This window comes from Streptomyces aurantiacus (assembly GCF_001418335.1).
In the GTDB taxonomy this organism is placed as follows: domain Bacteria; phylum Actinomycetota; class Actinomycetes; order Streptomycetales; family Streptomycetaceae; genus Streptomyces; species Streptomyces aurantiacus.
On the sequence record NZ_LIPP01000305.1, the window covers coordinates 1 to 3577 of the forward strand.

A 3577-nucleotide genomic window follows, 5' to 3' on the forward strand; every position below is an offset into this window, starting at 1 on the left:
ACCAGCACTACTGGCTGGAGGTGGATGGCGTCGGAGACGTGCGGTCCGCAGGGCTGCGGCGGCTTGAGCACGCGCTGTTGCCCGCGGTCCTCGGTCTGGCCGACGGCGCGCTCGTGCTGACCGGGCGGCTCGCGGTGTCCGGTGGCGCCGGCTGGCTCGCCGACCATGCGGTGGCGGGCACGACGCTCGTACCCGGTGCGGCCCTGGTCGAGTGGGCGTTGCAGGCGGCCGAAGAGGCGGGCTGCCCCACCCTTGAGGAACTGACGCTCCAGGCGCCCTTGGTGCTGCCTGGCTCCGGGGGTCTGCAGGTCCAGGTGGTCGTCGGCGCGGCGGACGAGCGGGGCGGCCGACGCGAGGTGCGCGTCTTCTCCCGCCTGGACGCCGACGAGGAACTGCGCCAGGACGAGGGATGGTCGTGTCATGCGGTCGGCGTGCTGAGCCCCGAGTCCGATGAAACGCCGGACGGGCTGCGCGGGCAGTGGCCCCCGGCGGGAGCCGAGCCGGTGCAGATCGGTGATCTCTACGAGCGGGCGGCATCGGCGGGCTATCAGTACGGCCCGTCGTTCCAGGGCCTGCGCGCCGTGTGGCGGCACGGCAGTGACCTGCTGGCCGAGGTGACGCTGCCCGAACAGGCGGGTGCGCACGACGGCTTCGGTATCCACCCCGTACTGCTGGACGCCGCGCTGCATCCGGCTCTGCTGCTCGACCGGAACGCCCCCGGGGACGCGGGAGACCTTCGCCTGCCGTTCGCGTGGAACGGGGTGTCCCTGTGGGCCACCGGTGCCACCACGGTGCGGGTACGTCTGTCCCCGTACGAGGAAGAGGGGGCGGAGGACGGGGCAGGGCTGCGAGTGACGGTGACCGACGCCGCCGGAGCGCCGGTGCTGAGCGCGGACTCCCTGGCGCTGCGTCCCGCCGACCCCGAGTTGCTGCGCTCGGCAGGCAAGGCGGGCAGCGGCATCAACGGATTGTTCACCGTGGAGTGGACCGCCGTGCCTCCGGCAGCCGTGGAGGAGAGCGGCGACGACTGGGTGATGCTCGGCCAGGACTCACCGGCCTGGGCCGGAGCGGACATGCCCCGGCACCCCGATCTGACGGCTCTGCTGACCGCGCTGGACGGTGGGGCACACGTCCCCGCGACCGTCCTCGTCGAGACCGCCGCCACGCCAGGCGGACCCGATGGACCCCACGGTCCCGAGGGAACGGTCGACGCGTGTGGCCGGGCGGGCGCCGAGCGTGCCCTGCACCTGGTGCAGGACTGGCTCGCCGAACCTCGCCTCGCCGAAGCCAGGCTCGTACTGATCACACACCACGCGGTGGAGGTACCGGCTGACGACGGCCGGAACCCCGCGCCCGTCGACATCCCTGCCGCCGCCCTGTGGGGACTGCTACGCAGCGCACAGGCCGAACACCCGGACCACTTCGTCCTCTTGGACACCGACCACGGCACGGACCGGGCGAGCGTCGCGTGGGCCCTCGCCACCGGGGAGCCGCAACTGGCCGTGCGCGCGGGACAACCGAAGGCCCCCCGCCTCACACGCGCCACTCTCCCCACGACCTCCACCGACTCCGGCGCGGCTCTCGACCCCGACGGCACCGTATTGATCGCGGGCGGCACAGGCATGATGGGCGGCCTCGTCGCCGAACACATCGTCCGCGCCTGGTCGGTGCGGCACCTGCTGCTCGTCAGCCGCCAGGGACCAGACGCGCCGGACGCCCGTGACCTTGCCGACCGACTGACCGGACTCGGGGCCACGGTGCGAATCGTCGCCGCCGACCTGACGGACGAGCGGGCCGCCGCCGATCTGGTCGGGTCGGTCGACCCGGCGCACCCCCTGACCGGTGTCATCCACGCCGCCGGTGTGCTGGACGACGCGGTGGTGACCGCGCAGACGTCCGACCAGCTGGCCAGGGTGTGGGCCGCCAAGGCATCCGTCGCGGCGAATCTGGACGCGGCCACCTCTCGCCTGCCGCTGGGCCTGTTCGTGATGTTCTCCTCCGCCGCAGGCGTCCTCGGCAACGCGGGCCAGGCCGGATACGCCGCCGCCAACGCCTTCGTGGACGCCCTGGTCGCCCGACGCCGCAACGCCGGTCTGCCCGGCCTGTCCATCGCCTGGGGGCTGTGGGCGCGCAGCAGCGCCATGACCCGCCACCTGGACGACGCCGACCTGGCGCGACTGCGCGCCGGCGGCCTGAAGCCGCTTCTGGACGAGCAGGGCCTGGCACTCCTCGACGCGTCGCGCGCCACCGCGGACACCGCGGACACGGCACTGGTGGTCGCGGCCGGTGTCGACGTACGCGGCCTTGCAGGGGACACCGTGCCCGCGATCCTGCGGAACCTCGCGGGGCGGACCCGTCGCAGGGCGGCGGCCGACTCCGCCGTGGACCAAGCCGAGTTGGAGACACGGCTCGCAGGCCTGGACGAGTCCGGGCGCCGGGCCGCCGTCACCGACGTCGTGCGCGAATGCGTCGCGGCGGTGCTCGGCCACCGCTCGGCGGCCGACGTGCGCACCGAGGCCAACTTCAAGGACTTGGGCTTCGATTCGCTCACGGCGGTGCAACTGCGCAACCGTCTCTCGGCGGTCAGCGGCCTGCGCCTGCCCGCCACGATGGTTTTCGACCACCCCACCCCGCAGACCCTTGCCGCCTACCTGAGCACTCGCCTGAGCGGCCGGACCGCGACCCCCGCCGCCCCTGCCGCACTCCCGATGGCAGGGACGGACGACCCGGTGGCGATCGTCTCCATGGCCTGCAAGTACCCCGGGGGTGTGACTTCGCCGGAGGGTTTGTGGGATCTGGTCAGTGCGGGTGTGGACACGATCGGTGCGTTTCCGACGGACCGCGGCTGGGACCTGGAACGCCTCTTCCACCCCGACCCGGACCACCCCGGCACCAGCTACGCCAACGAAGGAGCCTTCCTGCCCGACGCGGGTGACTTCGACGCGGCGTTCTTCGGGATCAATCGGCGTGAGGCGTTGGCGATGGACCCGCAGCAGCGGCTGCTTCTCGAAGCGTCCTGGGAGGTGTTCGAGCGCGCGGGTATTGATCCGACGACGTTGAAGGGCAGTCTGACCGGTACGTACGTGGGTGTGATGTACCACGACTACGCGGCAGGACTGGCCGGCGGCCAGGACGCCCAGTTGGAGGGCTACTCCATGCTGGCCGGTTCCGGCAGCGTGGTCTCAGGCCGGGTGGCCTACACCTTGGGCCTGGAGGGTCCGGCGGTGACGGTCGATACGGCGTGTTCGTCGTCGTTGGTGTCGATTCATCTGGCGGCGCAGGCGCTGCGGCAGGGTGAGTGCGATCTCGCCGTCGCGGGCGGTGTCACCGTCATGGCCACACCCGAGGTGTTCACCGGCTTCTCGCGCCAGCGCGGCCTGGCCCCGGACGGTCGCTGCAAGCCGTTCGCCGCCGCGGCCGACGGCACGGGCTGGGGCGAAGGCGTCGGCGTACTCCTTCTGGAGCGCCTTTCGGATGCGCGTCGTCATGGTCGTCGGGTGTTGGGTGTGGTGCGGGGTTCGGCGGTGAATCAGGACGGTGCGAGTAATGGTTTGACGGCGCCGCATGGTCCGTCGAA

The 3577-nt window shown here is 72.3% G+C and carries 1 protein-coding gene; it reads left to right on the forward strand.

Going from position 1 to position 3577, the window contains the following annotated elements; all coding sequences use genetic code 11:
* On the forward strand, nucleotides 1-3577 hold a 3577-nt coding region (locus AOK01_RS32240; RefSeq protein ID WP_157871567.1), incomplete at both ends, for a type I polyketide synthase.